Origin of the sequence: Faecalibacterium sp. 7 (genome assembly GCF_049562865.1) — a bacterium.
In the GTDB taxonomy this organism is placed as follows: Bacteria; Bacillota; Clostridia; order Oscillospirales; family Ruminococcaceae; genus Faecalibacterium; species Faecalibacterium wellingii.
On record NZ_CP186911.1, the window covers coordinates 322246 to 346865 of the forward strand.

The following is a 24620-nucleotide window of genomic DNA, read 5'->3' on the forward strand; positions in this document are numbered from 1 at the left end:
TTTATTCTCCCTTATAATTCAGCGGCAGAGATTCCCAACGTCTTTTGAAGGTGAATGCTGCATCCTTGGGCTGACGCTGGCGCGTAAAGATGCCCTTCTTGTTTCCGTTGACGCGCATAACGCCCTCGGAAGTCTGGAAGTCTGCAAAGTTCCAGACCAGCTCGCCCTGCACAAAATCGTAGCTGTCAAACACGCTGAAATTCATTGCCAGATACTCATTCTGGTATTCCTGACTCCACATGATAGCGGGCAGCTTGTGCTCAGTGGCAAGGGTGTCCGTGCCGAATTCGGTAAAGACGAACGGAACGTTCAGCTTTTTTGCCGCCCACTTGTCCATTTCAGCACGGAACCTGACCTCCGCTTCCTCCATCTCTGCGCCGCCGCTGATGTACCAGCCATAATACCGGTTCAGACAGATGAAATCACACAGCTGATAACAGCGGCACTTGTCAGGCGCACTGTTCTTCTCGAACGCACCGGTCAGCGGACGGTTCTGCGGGTCCAGTGTACGGGCGGCCTCAAAGACTTTCGTGAAGTAATCCTTTGCATACTCGCTGGTGGTTTCCGGCTCATTGAACAGGCTCCACGCAAAAACGCTGGGGTGGTTCTTGTCGCGCGCCATCATTTCTTTGACCTGCTGAATGTGATTTTTCAGCAGCTCCGGAACGGTGGGGGTCTCAAAGAAATAGGTGTACTGTCCAGTGCCTGCCGCCGCAAAGTTATGGGTCGAACGCATCATGCCGACAGCGGGGACTTCGTCAATAATAAGGAAGCCCTCTTCATCTGCCATCTGATACCACTCTTCTGCATAAGGGTAGTGGCTGGTACGGAAACAGTTGGCATCCGTCCATTTCATACATTCAAAATCCCGCTTTGCGACGGCCCAGTTGAAGCCACGCCCCAGAATATCAAAGTCCTCGTGCTTGCCAAAGCCTTTCAGATAGACAGATTTTCCGTTGATGAGTATCTTTGTTCCGCGAATCTCCACTGTGCGGATGCCGATGCGTTCCCGGTACTCGTCCACAGGCAAGCCGTCCTTTTTCAGTGTGATGACGATGGTGTAAAGATAGGCGTTTCGTACCTGCCAGAGATGTGCGTTCTGCACGCAGAGAGCACCTTCCGCACCGTTTGCTTCTGCCACCAGCTTGTTTTCCGCATCCAGCAGCTGTACTGAAATCTCTCCTGCACCTTCACAGAAAACCTTGTAATCCACCTGTGCATCCGCACCATCCAGCGTATAGCTTACCTCATAGTCCTGAATGCTTTCTGCCGGGAGCATGACCAGATACACACTGCGCTGGATGCCGGAGTAGTTAAAGAAATCGAAATAAGGCTTAACGATTTTTCTGCCGCTGGAGAGGACATTGTGTGTTCCGCAAGGCAAAGTGCTCTCGTTCAGATCGTTGTTCACCCAGATACAGACCCGGTTCACCGCACCACAGCGGACAACGTCCGTGACGTCGGCAACAACGGGGAGGAAGCCGCCCTCATGCCGGGCGACCTCAACACCGTTGCAGAATACAATTGCACGGTGGGTAATGCTTCCAAAACGCAGCTGCACCTTGCTCTGCACCGTTTCAGGCACAAAAAAATCCTTCTGATACCAGAAATCGCCGCAGTAGTCCCGGTCAGGGCCGCTGGTGAAGAAATCAGAGAAGCTGGCAGGTACCGGCATGGAAATGGGGGACGGCAGACCGTTTTTCCAGTTCTCAGCGAGACCGCAGGACTTCGGGTCAAACTGGAACTGCCACATCCCGTCCAGCGACAGAGCCATGCGGTAACGGTTTGTAATGGGGTAAAGGACTGAGTTTTTCATCATAGAACGATGCTCCCGTTTTTGATTGTATTTATGGTCTGTTTACCAAAAATGCTCCGCAGCTGTTCATCCTTCAAGAAAAACATCTGCGAAGCACGGCGTTATTTTACTTGCTTTCTTTTTCCAGCATCTTATCGCTGTAACCAAACAGCCAGGTCAGGACAAAGGAGCCGACAAAGGAAACCACGATGGCGACCACACCCCAAGGACCATAGACAGCCCAGATTGCAGGGATCGTCAGCAGATTGACCGACATCTGAACATTACGGGTAACATTGAAGATGCCGCAGATGGCACCACCGATGCCGTTGACGAGACAGACGATCATCATGGGCTTTTTGAATTTGAGCAGAATACCGTACACAGCAGGCTCGGTAACACCGCCGATCAAAGCGGAGATCACGTCAGGACCGGCAATCTCTTTGAGTTCTTTGTTCTTGGTCTTCAGGAAAACCGCAAGGCAGGCAGCCGCAATACCAAAGTTGCAGCCAACAGTCAAGGGCAGCAGATAATCATAGCCCAGCACTGCCAGATTGTTCAGAGCGATGGGGACAAATGCCCAGTGGATACCGAAGATGATCATAACCGGCCACAGAGCAGCCATCAGGAAACCACCCAGCGGCGGGCAAAGGTGCATACCTGCCTCGATAATGGTGGAAAGACCATTGCCCAGGATATCGGTAACAGGTCCTACAACGATAAAGGTCAGCGGAACAAGAATGAGCAGATCCAGCACCGGGATAAAAATGCCCCGCAGCATCTTGGGAATGACCCGGTTCAGCAGTTTTTCAAGCTTAGCCTGCACGAAACAGGCGGCAATGATGGGGAGAACCGAGCTGGTATAGCTGATCATGTGGACGGGGATACCAAAGAAATCAACTGCGATGGGGTCGGTTGCGCTGAACAGAGCGGTGATATTGGGGTATACCAGCGCAGAAGCGATTGCCATCGAGATAAAAGGCTTAGCACCAAACTTGCTGCCTGCGCAGTATGCAAGGAAGATCGGCAGGAAGTAGAACACACCGTCACCGGCTGCGTTCAGGATTGCATAAGTCGTAGTGGACTTGTCCAGCACACCCAGCGTGACGAACAGGACCATAAAGCCTTTCAACAGACCGGCACCGGTAAAGGCACCAAGGAACGGGGTGAAAATACCAGAGATCGTGTCGATCAGGACAGCAGACAGCTTCTGCTTTTCCGCCGGGGTGGTATCGGCAGCCGTTTCTGCTGCCGAAGCCTGTGCCACGCCTGCTGCGGTGATGTGGGTGGTTTTCAGGATAATATCATACACATCTCCTACATCGGTACCAATGACGACCTGATACTGACCGGCGGCTTCCATGACCTTGAGTACGCCGTTCAGTTTTTTGATCTCTTCGGTCTTTGCCAGAGAAACATCTTTCAGTTTGAAACGCAGACGTGTAACGCAATGTGCCAACGAGACAACGTTTTCTTCACCACCGACCAGCTCGACAATGCTCTTGGCAAGCACGTTGTAATCTTTTGCCATGGTTTTCCTCCTAATGCTTTTCTTGTTTTTTCATGTTTTTCACAACGATCCTGCGGCAGGGGCCCACTGCTTTGAGATTCTGAAAATAGGATATCATTTTTTGAAAAGATGTGATAGAATAAAATATAGTAAAATAGAATTATTCACCGTTCTCAATTAGAATAAAACAATTTAGAATAGGATAAAACTATGACTTTAAATGAATGTTGTGCTCTTGCACAGGATATGACACGCATCCCTATCACCGTTTTGCAGACTTCTACGGACTGTATGCTCTTCTGCACACAGTATCAGTTTCATCCCTTACAGGAATATCTTCTGCCGCATATAATGAAGTTGTTTCTGGAAGGACTCTCGGAAAACGAAACTGTCTGCGTGACTGATCCCTTCCATATAAAAACTCTGTTTTTTCGGATTGGTTCGGTTCCTCTCGTGCTTGGTCCGTTCTGTACCGAGTTCTATTCCTTGAATGACTGTGAAAGCCTGCTGCGACAGATCGAGTTAAAAAACTTTTCTCCGGAAGAACTGGCTGCACACCGGGGCAAGATCCCGGTGGCGCCAAAGTCCAATCAGCAGCATATCATTCACTGCCTGTTCCGCGCGATGGAGACCCCCATTCCAGAAGATTTCCGAGAAATCAATTACGACAAGAAGAATGTCCGTACTATTTTTCAGGATGTTGACTCTACTGTTCCCTATGCGGAACTTGTTGCTCAGCGCTATGCGCTGGAAGCCGCGCTGATGACAGCTGTTGAAAACGGCAATGTCGTAAAAGCACTGGAGAGTTGGAATGAACTGCACAATTCTGTTGCCTTCTTGAAACGGTTGGGACAAACACTGGAAAGTGCCCGGGTTTCGGCTGCCATTACCCGCACAGTTATCCGCATTGGCGCAATGCACGCAGGGATTCCTCCCATTGTAAACGACCGGCTGTCCTCTGCCAGTGCCTCCATCATTTGGGATGCCCACACCATCGACGAGATCAATCAGGAACATGAACGGCTGATCCGTGAATACTGTCAGACGATCCGGCGCAAAAAGACCACCAGCTACAGCAACCTGACGATCAGTGCACTATATTATCTGGAGCACTCCTATGCACGGGCAGTCACCGTGCAAAACATGGCAACAGAACTGGATGTTTCTCCAAATCATCTGATTTCGCTATTCAAAAAGGAAGTCGGTATCACGCCGCTGGCCTATCTGAATCGCATTAGAATGCAGCACGCTGCACACAGTTTGGCGCATAGCAGAGCACCAATACACGAAATTGCAGAATCCGTTGGCATCATGGATGCTAACTATTTTGTCAAACGCTTCAAAGCAGAATTTCAGGATACTCCGAGCCAATACCGTGCTAAATATTTTCAATAACTCCGTTGTGTTTTTCTCCGTTTGAGCAGCATGAAAAGTGGGCAGGCGCGTAGCACAGAAAATGTATAAAGATCACCCGCAACTGTTGTCGAGTTGCACCGAATGTTCTATCCGCACATAAAAACAGTTTCCATCTGTAATTTTGTCGTACAGATGGGAACTGTTTTTTTAGGGAATCTTTATAGCGTGGTCAATCTTCTAATCCATGACTCCCAGCCACTTTCTTCAAATATTCCTCCGGGTTACCATTCAGAATCAAATCAGCATAGCCCAGTGGGTCATTATAGATGAGATAATCCAGTTCTGACCTCTGCGCCATGGTAACATCCAACGCATGGTGATGCCATTCTTTTCCGCATAGGCCGTGCACTCGCGGATCTGGCCTTCAATGGATTCTTCGCGCTGGTTGTCGCTGGAATAGCGGGCATAGATCACGGCGGTCATGGCAGGCACATCCTATTTATACATCATTGAACGGTGGAACGTGCATCTTAAGCAATGTTTCGTATAATGGATATGCCACATTTTGCGTAAGATTGCAAGATAAATCTTATTTCTGACAGAAAGAGCCGAACCCGTGCAACGAGTCCGGCTCTTTCTGTGCTTTGGTTGGATCTTGAGCAAAATTATGGTAAATGAAGAGGTTGGCTTTGGGAGTTTACAGCAGGCTCAGTGCTTCCTCGTCTGCCACAAGGATGCAGTCCGGATGCAGCTGCAGGATGCTGCCGGGGCAGGCAGGGGTCACAGGGCCGGTCACGGCGTCCTTGACGGCCTGTGCCTTGGCTTTACCGTTGGCTACCACCAGCACCTTGCGTGCCTGCATGATGGTCTTGATGCCCATGGTGTATGCCTGTTTGGGGACAAGGGCCTCGTTGCCGTCAAAGAAGCGCTTGTTGGCTTCGATGGTAGTGGGCGCAAGGTCGACGCAGTGGGTCTCCAGCTCAAAGGCTTCGCCCGGCTCATTGAAGCCGATATGACCATTGGGGCCGATGCCCAGCAGCTGCAGGTCGATGCCGCCCAGCTTGTGGATGATACCGTTGTAACGGGCACACTCGGCGGCGGTGTCCAGATTGGTGCCGTCCGGCAGGTTGGTCTTGGCCGGGTCGATATTCACCTTGCTGAACAGGTTCTCGTTCATGAAATACCAGTAGCTCTGGGGGTGCTCCTTGGGCAGGCCGCGGTACTCATCCAGATTGACAGTAGTGACCTCGGAGAAATCCAAATCGCCTTTGTTGTACCAGTCCACCAGTTGGGCATAAGTGCCCACCGGGGTGCCGCCGGTGGCAAGACCCAGTACACAGTCCGGCTTCATGATGACCTGTGCGGAGATGATATTGGCCGCTTTGCGGGACATATCCTGATAATCTTTTGCACGAATGATCTTCATAATAATGCTCCTTTTATAGTACCGTTACGCCTGCGTTCCGGCAGGCCTGTAAAAATTCTATGGGCAGCTTTCCGTCCGAGATCACAATATCAATATCGGACAGCTCGCAGATGTGGAACGTGCTTTTCAGTCCGATCTTGGAGGAATCCAGCAGCACGGCTTTCTGCTCACAGCGGCGGAGCACGGTCTGCTTGAGCCGTGCTTCATCCTCCACGCCGCAGGTAAAACCGGTTTCCGGGCTGTAACTGGTCACGCCCAGCAGCAGCAGATCAAAGTTGATGCCCTCCATCGTCTGGATGCTCTGTGCACCGCAGACGCTCAGGCTGAACCGGTTCAGCCTGCCGCCCGGCAGGGACACATGGGGCTTTTCCAGCTTTGCCAGCTCCATGGCGCAGCTCAGGCCGCTGGTGTAGATGAGCATGGGCTTACCGGGATGCACCGGGCCACTGCTGTGGCGGTGCTGCCGGAATCCAGAAACAGGGTGGTGTTGGGGCGCAGCAGAGCAGTGGCTTTTTCGGCAATGATCTGCTTTGCTTCGGCATTGCGGGCGGCACGGCGGCTCAGCAGGTCGTCTGTGCCTACCACCTGCTCCACCGACTTGACACCGCCATGCACCCGCACCACACGGCGGGCTTCATCCAGTGCTTTCAGGTCGGTGCGCAGGGTCATTTCCGAAACGGAAGGGAAAGCTTCCTTGAGCTGGGCAAAGCTAATGCTGCCTTTGCGGTTCACCAGCTCCACGATTTGATTGCGGCGTTGTTCCATGGGGGATTCCTCCTGTTTGCGTTTGTCCTGTCCCATGGCACGTTCCGCTTAGTCCTCCGGGTTGAAGTTTGCCAGCAGATATTCCTCCGCTTCCGGGCACCACAGGCCGTTGTGGGCATCCACGATGTCAGCCAGTGCGGTATAGCGGGGGTCGTTGTCCTGTTCGCCCTTGGCACGCAGATCGGTCAGGGCGATGAGGGGCATGGTCAGGTGGGTGTAGATCAGCTTTTTGCCGCCGGGGATCTTGGGCAGGTTGAGGGTGGTCTCGGCAGCGGCGTTCAGACCGCCGATGTGGGTGACCATCACAGCCGGGTCGATGCGCTTAGCGGCGGTCAGTTCCAGCGACTCGATCATGTCGGCGGTATTACCGCCGGTGGTGCCCATGACATGGGTAGAATTGTAGTGCACATCGTAGAAGTTCATCTTGGCGCTGAACTGCTTGTCGGTGGGGCCTGCAAAGAAGTTCAGGCAGCCGTCACGACCCAGCACAGCACTGGACAGCTCCACCACCGGCGCGATGGGGGCGTAGCAGAACACATCATCAAAGCCGGTACCGCCGGTCAGCTCCCGCAGCTCGGCAGCGGGGTCTGCCATGTTGGCGGTGTTGACGAAGTACAGGTCGATGCCGTCCTTCTCCTTGACCTCCTTCGGGGGGAAGAGGGACTCCGCACGGGCCAGACGATCCTCGTTGATATCGGTGACCACCACCATGCCGGGGCGCACATCACGGTGCAGTGCGTAGGTCAGAGCACCCAGACCCATGGGGCCTGCACCGGCCAGAATCGCCAGCTTGCCACCCTTCTTGATGCCCATATCGTGATGGTACACACCCATCTTGGTGTGGTAGGCGGCGTTGAAAGCACCGATGGAGCAGCTCATAGGCTCGGCCAGAGAAGCCTCGTAGTAAGCACGGCCCTTGTACTCCAGCAGGCAGCCCAGTTCCATGACCTCGGCAGGGATGATGCAGTAGGTGGCATCGCCGCCGAAGAACTCGTAGGAGTAGCCGGGGCTCCACATGGTGCCCTTGTAGTTCAGGGCGGGCTGCAGGGTGAACTTCATGCCGGGCTTGAACTTGTCCTGATGCGCCTTGCCCACCTTGACGATATCACCGGCGAACTCGTGACCCATGATGGCGGGGTGCTCGGCTACATCCGGATGCACACGCTTGTGACCAGTGCCGAGGATGGCGCACTTGTAAGTAGACATGCAGATGCTATCGGAAACGACCTTGACCAAGATCTCATCGTCCTTGATCTCCGGCAGTTCAAAAGTATCCAGACGCAGATCGTTGGCGGCGTGCAGACGAACAGCTTTGACTTTCATAATGAAACTCTCCTTTTATTATAACAGTTACCGTTGTGTTTTCAAGAAGTTTTACAGATGCTGGAAGGTGACCCGCGGCAGCAGTTCTTCGATCTGGCTGCGCTCTGCGGCCTGTGTGCCGCTGCACATCACATTGGCGGCTCCTGTGGCGATGGACAGGCGAACGGTGTTTTCTTCGCTAAGCCCTTCCGCTTCGGCGTAGGCGAGAGCGGCGACCACGCTGTCGCCGGCACCCACCGTGCTGCCCACTTTGACCTTCAGTGCCGGAGCGCAGATTACGCTGTCCTTGCGGAGATACAGCGCACCCCGACCGCCCATGGACACCACCACATGTTCGATGCCCCTGCGGATGAGTGCCTGACCGGCATCGGCCAGTTCATCCAGCGTTTTCAGCTCCCGGCCCATCATGCGGGAAAGCTCGTCGTTGTTGGGTTTGACCAGATAGGGAGCAGCCTTCAGCCCCTCTGCCAGCAGCTCGCCGTCTGCATCCAGAAAGACCTTTGCCCCTACCTTTTTGCAGGATTCCACCCATGTGTAGTAGGTGTCCTTGGGGGCACCCTTCGGCAGGCTGCCTGCCAGCACCACGATATCCCCCCGCTTCAGTTCCTTCAGCAGGTCGTACAGCAGGGCGGTCAGCTCCGGGGCATCCACCTCGATGCCCGGCTCGTTGATGTCGGTGTTGGTGTGGTTTTCCGGGTCGATGACCTTCAGGTTCGTGCGGGTCTCGCCGGGCACGAAACGGAAGTTGTGGGCAAGCCCTTCACTGTCCAGTGCGTCCTGAATGGCTTTGCCGCTGTTACCGGCCAGAATGCCGATGGCCTTGCTGGTCCCACCCAGCTTTGCGATCACCTTGCTGACGTTGATGCCCTTGCCACCGGGATCGGTACGCATCTTGGTGATCCGGTTTACGGTGTCCAGCGCAAGGTTCGGGATCTCAACGGTCTTGTCCAGCGCCGGATTCAATGTTACGGTGTAGATCATGGGAACAACAGCCTCCTTCATGATTGTTGTTATGAAACTCGAAACTGTTGAAACGAAAGCTCTAGCATTATAATACCAACAGTTTTTGCCCTTGTCAAGCTGTTGTTTCAACAAATTGCACTGCGTGTTTTTGGCGCTTTTCGCTAACTTTCTGGGATACATGATTTTTAGTTCAAAAGTTCTCTAATAGGTATCTTTTTACAACAACAAAAAACTCCCGGCTCTGCCCAAAAAGGCAAAAGCCGGGAGTGCGTTTTCAGTTCATTTTGTGTGCGGCGGTTTGCAGTCCGCAAAAAAGCCACGGTCAAAGCCCTGTTCCAGCAGGTCTGCCGCTTCCTGCTGCTGGCCGGTGCGCAGCGCTTCCATCAGCCGGGGCGTTTCGATCAGCTGCCCGCTGACATTCTGCATGACCTCCACCGGGACGCCGTTCCCGTCGTCCGGAGCCAGCAGCACCAGTGCCCCCAGCACGATGCGCCCCGGCTCATAGACCGGCGGCTGTGCCTGCAGATAGCCCAAGCGGCAGTCCTTTACCGCACTTGTCCTGCAATGGAGCAGCAGGGCATACAGGGATTTGATGTAGGTATCGCCCAGCGTTTCACGGCGGCGAAGCTGCTGCTCCACCAGCCGGGCGTCCGCTTCCTGCGGGCAGAACAGCTGCGCCGCTGCATGGATGAGGGCAGCGCGGCTGCCGGGAACCTTGACGGGCTGGATGGTCAGATGTTCCAGCAGCCCGGTCATGGACCGGGTCAGGCGCGCATAATACTGCAGCTTAGAGCCTGCGTGCGGTGCATCCTGCACGGGCTGCACCGCCGGTTCCGGTTCTGCGCGGTTCTGGCTGTACCGCGTGATAGCGTCCTTCAGCACGGCACGGTCTGGCTCCAGCAGGGAAGGGCTGATGCACACCGCCGGGTAATCCAGTTCCAGCGGCACGGTGGAGATAATGAAGTCGATTTTTCTCCGACGCAGGTCGGCAGTGTTCAGCTCCCGCACCGAGCAGCACCCCTCCACCTGCAAAGAGGGAAACTCGTTTCCCAGCCGGGAAGCCAGAAAGCGGCTGGAACCCATGCCCAGCGGACAGGCCACTACCACCCGCAGCAGCAACCGGAACATGGCATTCTGTTCCAGCACTGCGCCAAAGTGCATGGCAAGGTAGGCCGCTTCGTCATCCGAGATGGCGGGCAGGACGAATTGCTGCTGCACCGCATCACAGGCGGTGCGGGTGGCTTTCCACAGGCCGGGGTAGGCGGTGCGGATGGTGTCCAGCTGGGGGTTTTCGGTACGAATGTTCTGCTCCACCCGCAGCAGCATGGGGCGCAGGTGGCAGTACAGGTCATCCCGCAGAGAGGTGTAACCGGAAAGGTCTGTGTGCAGCGCCTTTTCCATTTCCCGGATAAGGGCGGCTTCCAGATTCCGCAACTCCATCTCCTGTGCGCTACCCCAAGGGTCCTCTGCGCCCAGATAGGCGGAGAGATACAGTTCCAGATACTGCGCTTCCTCAGGCGGCAGGGTCAGCCCGAAGGCGCGGTTCAGCGCCGCCACCAGCCGGGCAGCATGATTGCCCGCCGGGCGCAGCCCTCTGGGGGCGCTGCCCTGCCGCAGCTGCTGAATGGTCAGGGTGCAATGGATCGCCAGCGCCAGAAAGCCTGCATCCGGCAGATGGAGCTGCTCTTCCTGTTCAAACTGCTGCAAAACCGCCCAGACCTTTTCGGCCGTTTTTGTATCCAGCAGGGTCGAGAAGATCTCGTTTTCCGGCATCCGTCCGCAGAGCACCTCTGCCAGTTCCTTTTCCGGCATACTGCTGCGCAGCAGGGCAGACACCACCCTCCGGTAGGAAGAAGCATCCCCCTGCAGCCAGACCCCCACGCCGGGGCGGCGGAACATCTCCACCCGGTAGGGGTGTAGCTTGGTCTCAAGTTCATCCAAGTCTGCAGACAGCGTGCTTTCCGAAACGCCAAGCGCCCGTGCCAGTACCGCTGTTTTGCAGGGCTCCTGCTCGCTGAGCAGCCTTGTCAAAAGCTGCTGCCGCCGCTCTGCGCGGGAAAGTTTTTTCCTGTCGCCGCTGTTCAGCTGGGTGCGCAGTGCGTCTCGCCGCTCCGGCGCTTCATCCAGCAGCAGACCCTTGCCGGGATTCCGCACAAAATGCGCCCCGGCAGCCTGCATCCACTGCTCCACAGCGGGCAGCTCCCGCAGCACGGTGCGGCGGCTGACCCCGATGCTTTCAGCCAGCGCCGCCGCCGTCACCCAGCCCTGCGGAAGGCTGAGCAGCTGCTCGATCAGCTTCCGTGCATTTGCCGACAGTTCCTCACGATACACCGCACCCATGTTGCTTCTCTCCTTTTCCCAAAAGTTACCCATTGCTTCTATTGTAACATAGTGCCACCCCGTCTGCCAGCCCCCAACGCAGAAAAGAAGTTGTGTGTTTTTTGTCACCATTGCCCGGTGACAAAAGCTTCCTTGTTCCCGTCTTGTATCCCGGCGCATCAGCAAATATGCACAAATCACCCGCGCATCCATTGGAAATGTTGCCGTATCAGCCCACTGGTGTCACCATCCTCCGGTGACAACCCCACCGCTTGTCACCATTGAAATCCGGCGCAGTATCGGCTAGAATAGTGCCAGAACGAAACGAAAGCTCCTCCGAACAACCGTCCGCAGGCCGCAGCTCCCATGCCACAGGAGCTGCACCGCCTGCCTTTCAAGTGAAAAAGGAGAGCTACAAATGAAAAACGCTGTTTCCCGCTTTGGCAAGTTCCTCAGCGGCATGGTCATGCCGAATATCGGCGCATTCATCGCGTGGGGCTTCCTCACTGCTCTGTTCATTGAAGCGGGCTGGTTCCCCAACGAAAAGCTGGCCAGCATGGTCTCCCCGATGCTGACCTACCTGCTGCCCATCCTCATTGCAGGGCAGGGCGGCAAGATGATTGCAGGCGACCGCGGCCGCGTCATCGCCGCCATCGCCGTGGTGGGCTGCATCTGCGGCTCGGACTACACCATGCTGATGGGCGCCATGGTCATGGGCCCTCTGGCCGGCTGGGTCATCAAGCAGTTCGACAAGAAGGTGGAAGGCCATATCCCCGCCGGTTTCGAGATGCTGATCAACAACTTCTCCATCGGCATTCTGGGTATGCTGCTGGCCATCCTTGGCTACTACGTCATCGGCCCGTTCATGACTGCCATCCTCACCGTGCTGACCGCCGGTGTGGACTTCCTTGTGGCGCACAGCCTGCTGCCGCTGGTGTCCATCTTCATTGAGCCTGCCAAGGTATTGTTCCTGAACAACGCCATCAACCACGGCATCTTCAGCCCCATCGGTGCAAGCCAGGCTGCTGAGACCGGTCGTTCCATCATGTATATGCTGGAAGCCAACCCCGGTCCCGGTCTTGGTGTCCTGCTGGCTTACTGCTTCTTCTGCAAGGACGACACCACCCGCCAGTCCGCTCCCGGTGCTGTGATCATCCACCTGCTGGGCGGCATCCACGAGATCTACTTCCCCTACATCCTGATGAACCCCGTGATCATCATCGCCCCCATCGTGGGCAACTTCTGTGCCATCCTGTTTTACTCTATGACCGGTGCAGGTCTGTCCGGTCCTGCTTCTCCCGGTTCCATCATCGCCTACATGGCAATGGCTCCCCGGGATTCCATTCTCACCGTTCTGCTGGGCGTTGTCATCGCCGGTGCTGTTTCCTTTGTTCTGTCCTCGGTCATCCTGAAAGCGACCTCCGGTCACACCAAGAGCCTGACCGACGCCCAGAACGAAATGAAGGAGATGAAGGCACAGGCTAAGGGCGAGATCCCCGAGCCTACTGCCGTGAATGTCGGCCAGATCCGCAAGATCGTCTTTGCCTGCGATGCCGGTATGGGTTCCAGCGCCATGGGTGCTACCAAGTTCCACAACCGCATTAAGGCGGAGCGCCCCGACCTGACCGTGACCAACTCCAGCGTGGACACCATCCCCGCTGACGCGGACGTGGTGGTCTGCCAGCGCGTTCTGGCTGACCGTGCCGCCAAGTGCGCCCCGCAGGCACAGCTTGTTACATTGGATAACTTCCTTGCAGATCCGCATCTGGACGCATTGTACAACGCACTGACCTCCACTACCCCGGCACTGGATGCCAAGGCCGAAGCTGCCGCCAATGAGGAGATCGTATCCGACCTGCGCAATGCAGCCGTAGCCCCTCTGGCGGCTGCCGTGACCGAGGCTTCCAAAGCCAACGGTTCTGTGATGAAGATCCAGGCGGAGGACATCCAGCTGGGTCTGCCCTCCGTCACCAAGGAGGAGGCCATCCGTGCGGCCGGTGCGCTGCTGGCAAAGCGGGGCTATGTGGATGACAGTTACGCCGATGCCATGGTGGAGCGCGAAAAGCTGGTGAGCACCTACATGGGCATGGGCGTAGCCATTCCCCACGGCACCAGCCAGAAGAAGGGCACCGTTAAAAAGTCCGGCGTTGTTCTGCTGCAATATCCGCAGGGCGTGGACTTCGGCGATGAAAAAGCCTACCTCGTGTTCGGCATTGCCGGTGTCGGCAACGACCATCTTGACCTGCTGGGCAATGTCTGCGAGATCCTTGAAGACGAGGATGCGCTGGAACAGCTCAAGACCACTTCCGATATGAACTATGTGCTGGAGCACTTACAATAACGATTCCCAAAAGGAGAGATTTTTATGAAGAGCATCGATATCACCATTCAGGACAAAGAAGGTCTGCACGCCCGTCCCGCCGGTATCCTGAGCAAAGCTGCCAAAGGCTTTGAGAGCAAAGTCACTATGACTAAGAACGGCAAAGTCGCCGACATGAAGAAGATCTTTGCCGTAATGGGTCTGGCCGTGAAGTGCGGCGAGACCGTGACCATCGCCGCCGATGGCCCGGACGAGGATGCCGCCATCGAAGAATTGACCAAGCTGTGCAAGGACGCATGACTTCTCCCTCCGTCTATGACCATTCTGCATAAATACTGCTGACGCAAAACCGCTCCGGGCAGAACGCTCGGAGCGGTTTTACTGTCAGTACAGAGAGAAACAGAGCGTTCCCGACGGGGAACGCCCTGTTGTACATATCGCTCTTGTCTGTGGATTTTCAGGGTGCGTCCATTCAGGGCGCACCCTGTTTTTGTTTTGAGAAAAAACTTGAGAAATAAATCTTAGGCCTTTGTTAGGATCAGGCACTCATACGGACGCAGGGCATCGTTTCTGTCAGGATAGTTTCCCAGCAGCTTATCTGCGTCTGCCCAGCCCTCTGGCAGGGTGTAAGGTGCGTCATGCTCAATCAGGTTGCACAGCACCAGCAGTTCTTCCCCATCTTCGGCACCATAGCGGCGGTAAGCCAACAAATCGGCATTGTCCGGGTAAAGAAACTCGATCTTGCCCTCGCTGATGACCTTGTGGGTCTTGCGCAGATGCACCAGCATCTTGTAAAAGCTGCGCACAGAATCTGGGTCATCCACCTCAGCAGCGGCGTTGATGGCCTTGTAGTTGTCGGCAATGCCGATCCACGGCGTACCGGTGGTAAACCCGGCGTTCTCGCTCGCGTCCCACTGCATCGGGGTGCGGCTGTCGTCGCGGCTGCGCTGGGCGATAATGTCCAGCGTTTCTTCCTCGGACTTGTCCTGCTGGCGCAGAATCTTATAGTAGTTGCGGCTTTCCACATCACGGTACTGGTCAATGGATGTGAAGTGCGGGTTCGTCATGCCCAGTTCTTCGCCCTGATAAATGTAGGGGGTGCCGCGCATAAAATGGATCGCTGCCGCCAGCATTTCGGCACTTTGTTTCCAATATTCTCCGTCACTTCCAAAGCGGCTCACCGCACGGGGCTGGTCGTGGTTGCACCAGAACAGGGCATTCCAGCCGTTGTGCTCCTGCATTCCTTCCTGCCAGGTCCGGAACAGTTTCTTCAGCGCCATGTGGTCAGGCTGCATCAGTTCCCACTTCTGACCATTCTTGTAATCCACCTTCAGGTGGTGGAAATTGAAGCACATCGTCAGCTCGTGATTGCCCTCAGCGGTGTAGCCGATGCAGTTTTCCAGCGTGGTGGAGGACATTTCGCCAACGGTTATCATACCGTCGATGCCGCCATCCGCGACCAGCTCCTTCAGGTACTTGTGGACGTTGCGGCCATCGGTGTAGAAGCGGCGGCCGTCGCCCTCGTAGTCGTCCTCATAAAATTCCGGCTTGGAGATGACATTGATGACGTCAAAGCGAAAGCCCTTGATGCCTTTCGCCTTCCAGAAGCGCAGGATGTCGGCCATTTCCTCCCGCACGGCGGGGTTCTCCCAGTTCAGGTCGGCTTGCATGACGTCGTAAAGATGCAGATACCACTTGCCCAGCCGGGGCACATACTCCCACGCGGGGCCGCCGAATTTGGAGACCCAGTTTGTCGGGTAGCAGTCGGGCGTGCCGTCCTTGAAGATGTAATAGTCCTGGTACTTTTTGTCGCCCGCCAGTGCTTTTTTGAACCACTCATGCTCGGTGGAGGTGTGGTTGAACACCATGTCCAGCATCAGGCCGATGCCGCGCCTGTCCGCCTCGCGGATAAGCTCCTCCAGGTCCTCCATCGTGCCGTAGCGCGGGTCAACGGCACGGTAGTCGGCCACATCATAGCCGTTGTCGCGCTGGGGCGAGGGGAAGAACGGCGTCAGCCAGAGATAGTCAACGCCTAGGTCGGCGAGGTAGTCTAGTTTCGCGGTGACGCCCTTCAAATCGCCGAAGCCGTCACCGTTCGAGTCCATGAAGGATTTCGGGTAAATTTGGTAGACAACTTTATCTTTAAAATCATTCATGGTATACACCTCACAAAATCAGGCAACGCCTTTTTTCCTGCCGACGATGACGGTCAGCACAAAGGGGACGACGATGGCAATGGCCATGCACAGCGCAAAGCTGAGCATATAGGCGGGCTGGATCGACAAAATACCAGGGATGCCGCCGACACCGATGGCGTTGGCCGTGGTGGAAGTTGCCACACAGACGACCGCTGCGATGGCAGATCCAATCATGCCGCAGATAAACGGGAAGTGGAATTTCAGGTTGACACCGAACATGGCAGGCTCGGTAACGCCGAGGTAGCAGGAGATGCAGGAGGGAACGTTGACTTCCTGTGCGGCAGCATTCTTGCGCTGCAGGTAGATCATGCCCAGCACGGCGGAGCCCTGTGCAATGTTGGAAAGGGCGATCATGGGCCACAGCATCGTACCGCCGAAGTCGGCGATCAGCTGCATATCGATGGCGTTGGACATGTGATGCAGGCCGGTGATGACCAGCGGGGCATAAACAAAACCGAAGATTGCGCCAAAGACCACGCGGAAGGAGCCGGAAATGCCGGCGTAGACGATGTCAGAAATGAAGGTGCCGATCTTCCAGCCGATGGGGCCAAGGACAGTGTGGGCGATGATGACGGACAGCACCAGCGAGCAGAAGGGCACCACGATCATGGAAATGACCGCCGGGCAGATCTTGCGGAAGAATTTTTCTAGATAGACCAGCGTGAACGCGGCCAGCATAGCGGGAATGACCTGCGCCTGATAGCCAATCATGTTGATGGTGAAGAAGCCAAAATCCCATTTGGGGATATCTGCCGCCGCAGTAGAAGCCACGGCGTAGGCGTTGAGCAGCTGGCCGGAGACGAGCGTCAGACCGAGGACGATGCCCAGGCTTTGGGTCGTGCCCATTTTCTTTGTGACAGACCAGCAGATGCAGACCGGCAGCATATGGAAGATGGCTTCGCCAATCAGCCACAGGAAGCTGTCAACGCCGGACCAGAACTGGCTGATGTCGCACAGCGTCTGGGTGCCGTTATTAAAAAAGTAGATGCTGTCAATGCAGTTGCGGAAGCCGAGAATCAAACCGCCGGTGATGATGGCGGGAATCAATGGGGCAAAAATCTCCGCAAGCACGCTCATGACCTTCTGCAATGCGTTCTGGTTCTGCTTGGCCGCGCTCTTGACAGCGTCCTTCGAGACACCGTCGATGCCGGAGACGGCAATAAAGTCATTGTAGAAATCGCTGACCGTATTGCCGATGATGACCTGGAACTGGCCTGCCTGGGTGAAAGTGCCCTTGGCGGATTTCAGTGCCTCGATCTTGGCAACGTCCGCCTTGGCGGGATCGTTGAGGACAAATCGCATACGCGATACGCAGTGGGATACTGCCGCAATGTTCTCCTTGCCGCCAACGTACTCAAGCAGCAGCCGCGCGTCCTGTTCGTATTTACCCATAATGTTTTCCTCCTTTTGCCCGGTAGAGCGGGCATCTTCGAACTTGTTCATACGGGCATTCTTGAACTTGTTCATACAAGTTCTCCTTACAGCCACAGAATACCAGACTTGTTCATACAAGTCAATATGCTTTTGCAAAAAAGCATTGCAGAATGCCTATTTTCGGCACTGCTCACAAGTTGCCCACTTGAAATTTAGCCGAAAAGACGGTATACTAAAGTAAATGTTTGAACAAGTTGCGAGGTACACACCATGCCAAAGGCAAAATATGAGGGCATTTATCACAGTATCAAAAAACGCATCGAGGCGCAGGATTACCCCTATCAATCGCTGCTGCCCAGCGAGAATACCTTAATAGAGGAATACGCCTGCTCCCGCAACACAGTTCGACGCGCATTGGCGGAGCTGGTAGCCGACGGCTATGTGCAGACCATGCAGGGGCGCGGCGTGCGGGTCATCTACCAGCCGGTGGGCAAAACGACATTTACCATCGGCGGCATCGAGACGTTTCAAGAAACCGCCCGCCGCAACCGCCTTCGCGCCGTGACGAAGGTCACGAAGTTTGAGACTGTCATCGCAACGGAACAGTTTGCCGCGGAAAGCGGATTTTCTGAGGGCGATGAATTGTGGGCGGTACAGCGTGTGCGTTATCTGGACGGAAAAGCACTGATTCTGGACATCAACTACTTTTTAAAGGAATTTGTACCCGGACTGACAGAGGAAATCGCATCCCATTCCATCTATGATTTTATTGAAAACGTGCTTGGAATGCAGATCATCACCAGCAAACGGCGCATCACGGTGGAACACGCAACTGCCCGTGATGAAAAGCTGCTAGATATGGACGGCTATGATTGCGTGGCAGTGGTGGTAAACCAGACCTTCAACTCGGACGGGATGCTGTTTGAGTACACCCAGTCCCGCCACCAACCGGACTATTTCTGCTTTCAGGACATTGCCACGCGAAAGAAAAACTAAAGGCGATGTGCTTCGCTATAAAGCACATCGCCCAAACTCAACTCATGCAATTTTCATATCTACCGTCTGCCGCAAAGAGCAGATGATATTTTTCTAATCCTCTAGCCCATGGCTCCCGGCCACATTCTTCAAATATTCCTTCGTGTCACCGTTCAGAATCAAATCCGCATATCCCAGCGGGTCATTGTAGATGAGGTAGTCCAGTTCCGTCCTCTGCGCCATGGTCACGTCCAATTCATCCTCGACCCCAGTGCAGTCAATGGAAATGTAAAACAAAAAAGACAGTGGACAGTCTGCCTCCCGGTAGACATTCCTACAGGTTGGGAACCGCAGCGGAATCTGGCGGTCAGGGCCTTACGGGTTGCGTTTGCTGATTTTTCTGCAGCCCCTTGGCAGGGCTTTGAAAAATCAGAACGCGGCCCCAACAACTCCTCCCTGTTTCAGCCGCTGGCTGCGGTCGTCGTCGTTGCTGTTCAAGTCCTATTATCCGCAGTTACTGCTAAAGAGAAACTACTGTGTAAAACAAAAAAGACAGCTATCAAAAGCTGTCTTCCTTGTGGTGCGGATAAGAGGACTTGAACCTCCACCGAGTTGCCCCGATTAGAACCTGAATCTAACGCGTCTGCCAATTCCGCCATATCCGCATATTCTGTTGTGTTCGTGAGCTGTGTCGCTCGGAACGATAGTTATTATACCAGATATACGCAGAATGTCAAGCATTTTTTCAAAAAAACTTTTTCTTCACTACAAAACGTCATACTTTCGCGAAAAAGCCCTCTGCAGGCCGATTTTCCGGCGGTGCAAAGGGTCGGAGTTTCTTTGTTTTTTCTTCAGCAGACAGCCGTGCCGGAGGCCAGCAGATCAGACTTTGCCCCACACCAGCCACAGATACACATAGCCTGTCAGCACTGCAGCCAGCGTAAAGGGCACGCCGATGCGCAGGAAGTCCCGGGTCGTGACGGTTTCACCGTTTTTGCGCAGCAGGCCGATGGCAGCAATATTGGCCGAAGCGCCGATCGGCGTCAGGTTGCCGCCCAGAGTGGCACCGGTAAGCAGACCGAAGTAAAACACGTAGGGCTCCATCCCCCGGCCATCATTCATCAGTGCAGCAATGCTTTGCACCACGGGCAGCATGGCGGCTACGTATGGGATGTTATCGATGAACGCCGACAGCACGACCGAAACCACTACCAGCAGCGTAAACAGCCGGAAGGGGCTTTCTCCCGCCACGGCGTGGAACAGCCGGGCTGCTGCATCAATGACGCCCGCCGCCTGAATGCCTGCGATCACGATGAACAGACCAAACAACAGCAGCAGGGTATCGCAGTCCAGCTCACCCAGCACCCGCCCCAGCGGCTTTGCTGACTTTGCCCGCAGGCAGGCGCGCACGGTGCCAAACAGGCACAGGCCCATGCAGATAAGACCGCTGCGCAGCTCATACACCGTATGCAGCGGCCCGGCGGCGGGCTCCGGCAGGAAAGATGCCGCGATCAGCAGGCCTACCGTCAGCAGCATCAGGGCGGCGGGCACGTCGTCCTCCACTTCCGTTTCCACCTTTGCACAGACCGGCTGGGTCTCACGGCGGAACAGCCACAGCAGCACCGCCAACGATGCCAGTGCGCCCAGCTCTACGCCCCAGAAAATGCCCGGACGGCCCTGCATCCAGAAGAACTCGAAGAAGTTCATGTCCGCAAAGCTGCCCAGCAGGATGCTGGTGGTATCGCCCACCAGCGTGGCTGCGCCCTGCAGGTTGGAGGAGACCGCAATGGAAATGATCACCGGCACCGGCGAGATCTTCAGCTTGCGGGCAATGGCAAGGCCCACCGGGGCCACCATGAGCACGGTAGCCACATTGTCCACAAAAGCACTGATGACGCCGGCGAACAGCGCCAGCATACACACCGCCCGCTTGACATCCGGCACCCGGACGATGAGCATTTCCGCCAGACGGGCGGGCATTTTGCTCTCGATGAACAGCGCCACCGTCCCCATGGTGCCCGCCATCATCAGCAGAACGTTGTAATCCACCGCCTGCAGTGCCGCGCGGAGCGAAAAGCCGTATACCCCGGCCTCGCCCAGCACAATAAAGAGCACCGCACTGCACAGTGCCACCCACGGGCGGTACTGCTGCAGCCGCAGCATCAGCAGATAGGTGGCTGCAAACAGAAGCAGCGCAAGTGTCATTCCAGATTCTCCCTGTTACGGGTGTCGTTGTCCTCGTCGATCATGCGGTAGCCCACGCCCAGCTCATTGAGGATATAGGCGTTGCTGCCCGGGCGGCTGCCCAGCTTTTTGCGGATGTTGGCCATATTCACCTGCAGCTTCTTGGTGCTGCCGATGTCGGTATCGCCCCAGATGGCTTTGACGATGGCCGCATAGGTCATCACACGACCCGCGTGCTGGGAGAGGAACGCCACGATGTTGTACTCGGTCTGGGTCAGCTTGATCTCCTGCTCGTCCACAAACACCTTGCGGCGGTCATAGTTGATGCGCATTCCCTGTGCGCGGAACTCCCCTGCCGGGGCATTGCCGCCGCGCAGGGCACCGTAACGGTTCAGGCGCAGGGCAGCACGCACGCGGGCCAGCAGCTCGCCGGTGCTGAAGGGCTTGGTGATATAGTCATTGGCCCCCAGATCCAGCGCTTCGATCTTATCCATCTCGTCGGTGCGGGCCGAGAGCACCACGATGGGGGTCATGTACTTCTGCCGCACGGTGCGGATGAACTCCAGACCGTCCCGGTCCGGCAGGCCCAGATCCAGAATGACCAGATCCGGGTTGTGGGAGGCAAACAGGGTCAGGCCCATGGTACAGGTGTGGGCCACCAGCGCCTGATAATCATTGGTAGTCAGCAGCGTTTCGATAAAGCTGCAGATATTCGCCTCATCCTCCACAATGAGGACCTTGAATTTATTATTGCTCATCTTCTGCATCCTCCATTTCAATTTCTTCGGTCTCCAGCCAGAAGCGGATGGTGGTTCCCTCGCCCACCCGGCTCTCGGCCTTGATCTCGCCGCCGTGGGCCTTGATGATGGCTGCGCACACCGACAAGCCGATGCCCATGCCGTGCTTGCGGCTGTCTGCCGGCACATCCGGGTCGGTGCTGCCGGTGCCGGAGAACAGCGTTTTCAGCCGTTCTCTGGGGATGCCGCAGCCATTGTCCGTCACCTCGAACACCGCGCGATTGCCCACCGTGAACACCTTCAGGGTCAGTTTTGTCATGCCCTCGGCGTGCAGAGCAGCGTTTTCCAGCAGATTCATCAGCACCTGCTGGATGAGCATGGAATCCATGGGGATCACGATAAAGGCATCCGGCGTTTCCAGCTCCACCTGAATATCCGGGTATCGCTTGCGGAACTTGACCAGCACGGCATCCAGCAGTTCGTCCAGCACCGTGGGGGTCTTCTGCACCGTCACCTTCTCGCTGTCGATGCGGGTGACCGAGAGCAGGTTCTCCACCATGCGGGTCAGCCACTGGGCATCGCTGCAGGCCTCGCCCAGCAGCTTGATGGTCTTTGCCTTATCCAGTGAATCGTAGTTTTCGATCACGGTGGAGCAGGCACCATAAATGGAAGTGAGCGGAGTGCGCAGATCATGGGAAACCGCGCGCAAAAGGTTCGCGCGCATTTTTTCCTTTTCGCTCTCCATGCGCAGCTGCTCCTGCTTTTTGATGCGGGTGGTCAGGGTGCTGGTCATGATGGACACCACAAGCATCACAAGGCCGGAAAACAGGTTTTCCGACAGAGTAAAGTTGAACGCGAAATACGGCGAGAGGAAGGCAAAATTCACCGCCAGCACGCTGATCAGGGACGCTGCCACGCCCCAGACATACCCCTCTGTATACATTGATGTGACAAATACTGCCAGCATAAAGATCAGCATGGCAACGCCCTCAATGCGGCCCATAACGGCCTGTGTAAGCATCACCATGGCATAGGCAGCGAACAGAGCCAGCAGCATTACGGCAGCATCCCGCACAAGCGTCTGTTTTTTCATGCACATTCCCCTTCCCAAACAATATGTTTCCTCTCCTGAATTATACCATAGCTGTACTAAAGATACAGTAAAAATCCTTTGCCGTAAAGGGAGGACGGGGTTTGACCATGGAAATCAACTTTCCGAATAAAGGCTTCCCCCGGTCGGGGGAAGCTGTCACCGCAGGTGACTGATGAGGGCGCAGGACAGCAGCATTTTGCCCTAAATACCCCTCATCCGGCGCTACGCGCCACCTTCCCCCCAAGGGGTGAAGGCTTTAGCTCCGGGTCAAGCTCCCAAAATTGATTTCCGTGGGGTTTGACACTCCCCCTCCCCCGTAGTAGAATAGCCTTATCCGCGCTTTATCTCACTGGATCAGGAGAATGACAGATGCTTTATTTTGAGAACGACTACTGCGAGGGTGCACACCCCGCGATCCTGCAAAAGCTGACCGAGACCAATTTTGAAAAGGTGTCCGGCTACGGCACCGACCCCTACTGCGCCAGCGCCAAGGCAAAGATCTGCGCTGCCTGCGGCTGCCCGGATGCAGATGTGTACTTTATCTCCGGCGGCACCCAGACCAACGCCATCGTCATTGCGTCCATGCTGCAGCGCTGGCAGGGCGTGCTGGCCGCAGCCACCGGCCATGTTGCCGCCCACGAGGCCGGTGCCATCGAGTACACCAGCCACAAGGTCATCCCGCTGTCGGCCCACGAGGGCAAGGTGAGCGCTGCCGATGTGCGCAGCTGGTGCGCCACCTTCTACGCCGATGTCAACCACGACCACATGGTGTTCCCCGGCATGGTGTATATCTCTCACCCGTCGGAGTACGGCACCCTGTACACTAAGGCAGAGCTGGAAGAGCTGCACGCCGTGTGTCAGGAATACAAGATGCCGCTGTTCATGGACGGCGCACGGCTGGGCTACGGCCTGATGGCAAAGGGCACCGATGTCACCCTGCAGGACATTGCCCGCCTGACCGATGTGTTCTACATCGGCGGCACCAAGGTGGGTGCTCTGTGCGGCGAGGCCGTGGTGTTCCCTCACGGCGCACCGGCCCACTTTATGACCATGGTCAAGCAGCAGGGCGCGCTGCTTGCCAAGGGCCGTCTGCTGGGCCTGCAGTTCGACGTGCTGTTCACCGATGATCTGTACACCCGCATCAGCCGGAACGCCATCGAGACCGCAGACCGTCTGAAGGAGGGCCTTGCTGCCAAGGGTTACCGCTTCTATATGGAATCGCCCACCAATCAGGTGTTCCCCATTCTGGCAAACAGCCAGCTGGAAGCGCTGGAGCCACTGGCGAAGTTCGGCTTCTGGGAGAAGTACGACGACACCCACACCGTGATGCGCATTGCCACCAGCTGGGCCACCCGCATGGAGGAGATCGAACAGCTGATTGCCCTGATGTGACCCTGCCGAAGATTTTCTGCCGATTTTATGCAGGATATCGATTGCAATTTTCTTCACGATATGGTATCTTTTGGGTATACCACATTGGTTTCGGAAACGGCCGGCTGCACTGCGCCGCCGCTTCCTGTAAAGTGATTGGAAGGAAGGTATTTTACCATGGGATTCTTTGATAAGCTGTTCGGCGGCAAGGCCGAGCAGGAAGAGACCGCTAAATTCTTTGGTCAGCGCAAGACCGTTTTGACCCCCATCCGCGGCAAGGTGCTGGCACAGGCCGACATCCCCGACGAGACCTTTGCACAGGGCATCCTTGGCCCCGGCTGCGGCATCGAGCCCACCGGCAAGACCGTGTATGCTCCGTTTGACGGCACCGTGGAACAGGTGGCTTCCACCCTGCACGCCGTGGGCCTGACCAGCGAGGACGGCATCGAGATCCTGATCCATGTTGGCATGGACACTGTGGAGATGCAGGGCAAGGGCTTCAAGGCACTGGTCAAGGTGGGCGATAAGGTCAAGGCCGGCACCCCGCTGCTGAAGGTGGATCTGGACGCCATCCGCGCCGCAGGCCATCCCACCGCTACTGCCATCATCGTGACCAACGGCGACGACTTGGGCGAGCTGAAGATGCTGGCTGAGGGCGACGTGCTGGCAGGCACCCCGCTGTTCAAGTTCTGATCGTAATCGTAAAAGGCGTGAGCTTCCATTCGGAGGCCCACGCCTTTTTTGTTATTCCTTTTCTTGTTTATATTTCAGCATCTTCTGGGCGAAATGTCCATCGAAGAACTGGATGAAGGGGCCAAAGGCGATGATGATAACACCCATCACCATGCCGATGATGCGCCGTGCCGAGGGAGCCTGCCGGGTCTTGTTCATGACCTCCTTCTCCTTCTCCT

Annotated in this window: 18 protein-coding genes, 1 tRNA gene and 4 pseudogenes; 6 read left to right on the forward strand and 17 right to left on the reverse strand. The window is 55.9% G+C overall.

The window, feature by feature from the left end:
- Position 1: 1 nt before the first annotated feature.
- On the reverse strand, positions 2-1819 hold the full coding sequence (gene uidA, locus ACKXF7_RS01735; RefSeq protein ID WP_423741963.1) for a beta-glucuronidase: 1818 nt from the start codon (positions 1817-1819) through the stop codon (positions 2-4).
- Positions 1820-1922: 103 nt separating this feature from the next.
- Positions 1923-3326 (reverse strand): PTS transporter subunit EIIC, encoded by a 1404-nt coding sequence (locus ACKXF7_RS01740; protein ID WP_423741964.1) that lies wholly within the window; start codon positions 3324-3326, stop codon positions 1923-1925.
- Positions 3327-3515: 189 nt separating this feature from the next.
- On the opposite strand from ACKXF7_RS01740, the gene ACKXF7_RS01745 reads away from it, so the two are divergent.
- Positions 3516-4700: a helix-turn-helix transcriptional regulator gene (locus tag ACKXF7_RS01745; RefSeq protein WP_423741965.1), complete on the forward strand. Its 1185-nt coding sequence runs from the start codon at positions 3516-3518 to the stop codon at positions 4698-4700.
- A gap of 190 nt (positions 4701-4890) precedes the next feature.
- Here the strand turns inward: ACKXF7_RS01745 and ACKXF7_RS01750 are convergent.
- The 7 genes and pseudogenes from ACKXF7_RS01750 to ACKXF7_RS01780 form a co-directional block, all read right to left on the reverse strand.
- Positions 4891-5034: pseudogene (locus tag ACKXF7_RS01750) on the reverse strand (DUF6061 family protein); the annotation flags it as partial.
- Positions 5034-5144: pseudogene (locus ACKXF7_RS01755) on the reverse strand (recombinase family protein); the annotation flags it as partial. The pseudogenes ACKXF7_RS01755 and ACKXF7_RS01750, both read right to left, overlap by 1 nt.
- 214 nt (positions 5145-5358) lie before the next feature.
- The gene (nagB, locus tag ACKXF7_RS01760) at positions 5359-6087 is read right to left on the reverse strand and encodes a glucosamine-6-phosphate deaminase (protein ID WP_117554657.1); all 729 of its coding nucleotides are present in this window, start codon (positions 6085-6087) and stop codon (positions 5359-5361) included.
- Positions 6088-6100: 13 nt separating this feature from the next.
- Positions 6101-6888 (reverse strand): annotated as a pseudogene (locus ACKXF7_RS01765) (DeoR/GlpR family DNA-binding transcription regulator).
- Positions 6889-6900: 12 nt separating this feature from the next.
- The gene (locus ACKXF7_RS01770; protein WP_117929075.1) at positions 6901-8175 is read right to left on the reverse strand and encodes a zinc-binding dehydrogenase; all 1275 of its coding nucleotides are present in this window, start codon (positions 8173-8175) and stop codon (positions 6901-6903) included.
- A gap of 51 nt (positions 8176-8226) precedes the next feature.
- Positions 8227-9156, reverse strand: a complete 930-nt coding sequence (pfkB, locus tag ACKXF7_RS01775; protein WP_423741967.1) for a 1-phosphofructokinase — start codon at positions 9154-9156, stop codon at positions 8227-8229.
- 261 nt (positions 9157-9417) lie between these two features.
- Positions 9418-11478 carry a PRD domain-containing protein gene (locus ACKXF7_RS01780; protein WP_423741968.1) on the reverse strand — a complete coding sequence of 687 codons (2061 nt, stop codon included), beginning with the start codon at positions 11476-11478 and terminating at the stop codon, positions 9418-9420.
- 397 nt (positions 11479-11875) lie between these two features.
- Here ACKXF7_RS01780 and ACKXF7_RS01785 point away from each other — a divergent pair, with 397 nt between their 5' ends.
- The gene (locus tag ACKXF7_RS01785) at positions 11876-13798 is read left to right on the forward strand and encodes a PTS mannitol transporter subunit IICBA (protein ID WP_348584627.1); all 1923 of its coding nucleotides are present in this window, start codon (positions 11876-11878) and stop codon (positions 13796-13798) included.
- Positions 13799-13822: 24 nt separating this feature from the next.
- Entirely contained in the window at positions 13823-14077 is a 255-nt protein-coding gene (locus tag ACKXF7_RS01790) for an HPr family phosphocarrier protein (protein ID WP_006735298.1), read from the forward strand.
- A 221-nt stretch (positions 14078-14298) separates the two neighbouring features.
- Here the strand turns inward: ACKXF7_RS01790 and treC are convergent, their stop codons facing one another.
- Entirely contained in the window at positions 14299-15933 is a 1635-nt protein-coding gene (gene treC / locus ACKXF7_RS01795; RefSeq protein WP_423741969.1) for an alpha,alpha-phosphotrehalase, read from the reverse strand.
- Positions 15934-15951: 18 nt separating this feature from the next.
- Complete coding sequence (treP, locus tag ACKXF7_RS01800; protein ID WP_423742594.1) at positions 15952-17367, reverse strand: PTS system trehalose-specific EIIBC component; 1416 nt, start codon at positions 17365-17367, stop codon at positions 15952-15954.
- Between the two features lie 252 nt (positions 17368-17619).
- On the opposite strand from treP, the gene treR reads away from it, so the two are divergent.
- Positions 17620-18345 (forward strand): trehalose operon repressor, encoded by a 726-nt coding sequence (treR, locus tag ACKXF7_RS01805; protein WP_423741970.1) that lies wholly within the window; start codon positions 17620-17622, stop codon positions 18343-18345.
- Positions 18346-18438: 93 nt separating this feature from the next.
- On the opposite strand, the pseudogene ACKXF7_RS01810 reads toward treR, so the two are convergent.
- From ACKXF7_RS01810 to ACKXF7_RS01830, 5 genes and pseudogenes are all read right to left on the reverse strand, one after another.
- Positions 18439-18612, reverse strand: a pseudogene (locus ACKXF7_RS01810) (DUF6061 family protein); the annotation flags it as partial.
- 290 nt (positions 18613-18902) lie between these two features.
- Positions 18903-18989: transfer RNA gene (locus tag ACKXF7_RS01815), tRNA-Leu, on the reverse strand.
- Positions 18990-19206: 217 nt separating this feature from the next.
- Complete coding sequence (locus tag ACKXF7_RS01820; RefSeq protein WP_423741971.1) at positions 19207-20529, reverse strand: SLC13 family permease; 1323 nt, start codon at positions 20527-20529, stop codon at positions 19207-19209.
- Positions 20526-21266, reverse strand: a complete 741-nt coding sequence (locus ACKXF7_RS01825) for a response regulator transcription factor (protein WP_339395519.1) — start codon at positions 21264-21266, stop codon at positions 20526-20528. Before ACKXF7_RS01825 ends, ACKXF7_RS01820 begins: the two co-directional genes overlap by 4 nt.
- Positions 21256-22338 (reverse strand): sensor histidine kinase, encoded by a 1083-nt coding sequence (locus tag ACKXF7_RS01830; RefSeq protein ID WP_423741972.1) that lies wholly within the window; start codon positions 22336-22338, stop codon positions 21256-21258. The genes ACKXF7_RS01825 and ACKXF7_RS01830 overlap by 11 nt, the downstream gene beginning before the upstream one ends.
- A gap of 369 nt (positions 22339-22707) precedes the next feature.
- Here ACKXF7_RS01830 and ACKXF7_RS01835 point away from each other — a divergent pair, with 369 nt between their 5' ends.
- Together ACKXF7_RS01835 and ACKXF7_RS01840 are read left to right on the forward strand one after the other, a co-directional pair.
- Complete coding sequence (locus tag ACKXF7_RS01835; RefSeq protein ID WP_423741973.1) at positions 22708-23730, forward strand: threonine aldolase family protein; 1023 nt, start codon at positions 22708-22710, stop codon at positions 23728-23730.
- A 156-nt stretch (positions 23731-23886) separates the two neighbouring features.
- Positions 23887-24402, forward strand: a complete 516-nt coding sequence (locus ACKXF7_RS01840) for a PTS glucose transporter subunit IIA (protein WP_348584617.1) — start codon at positions 23887-23889, stop codon at positions 24400-24402.
- Positions 24403-24453: 51 nt separating this feature from the next.
- Here ACKXF7_RS01840 and ACKXF7_RS01845 read toward each other — a convergent pair whose 3' ends face one another.
- A complete protein-coding gene (locus tag ACKXF7_RS01845; RefSeq protein ID WP_423741974.1) occupies positions 24454-24600 on the reverse strand; it encodes a hypothetical protein in 147 nt (48 codons plus the stop codon).
- Positions 24601-24620: the final 20 nt, after the last annotated feature.